Genomic DNA, 251 nt, shown 5'->3' with positions numbered 1-251 from the left:
TTCCGCCAAGAAGCCCGCCTGCCTGAGCCATGAGTTCGATATCCTCCAACCGCCCCGGCCCGATCTGGGCATCCCAAGGGCCCGCAGGGGCCTTGGCCGCCGCGATGCGCGCGCGCATCTCAGTCACTTCCTGCAGGACTTCGGCCTTCGCGCTCGGCAGGGCCAGAACCTCGGCACACAGCGCCGTGACATCCGCCGAGACATCCGCCGGCCCCGCCACGACGCTTGCCCGCGTCAACGCCAGATGCTCC

At 69.7% G+C, this 251-nt stretch carries 1 protein-coding gene; it reads right to left on the bottom strand.

The features are described 5' to 3' along the window. Positions 1-251 (bottom strand): hypothetical protein (locus AB2B41_RS23645; RefSeq protein WP_367880266.1); only part of this gene is annotated, 251 nt, incomplete at both ends.

The organism is Sulfitobacter sediminis (assembly GCF_040811725.1).
In the GTDB taxonomy this organism is placed as follows: domain Bacteria; phylum Pseudomonadota; class Alphaproteobacteria; order Rhodobacterales; family Rhodobacteraceae; genus Sulfitobacter; species Sulfitobacter sediminis.
The sequence above is the reverse complement of the archived record's forward strand: the minus strand, read 5'-3'. Positions and strand labels throughout refer to the sequence as shown.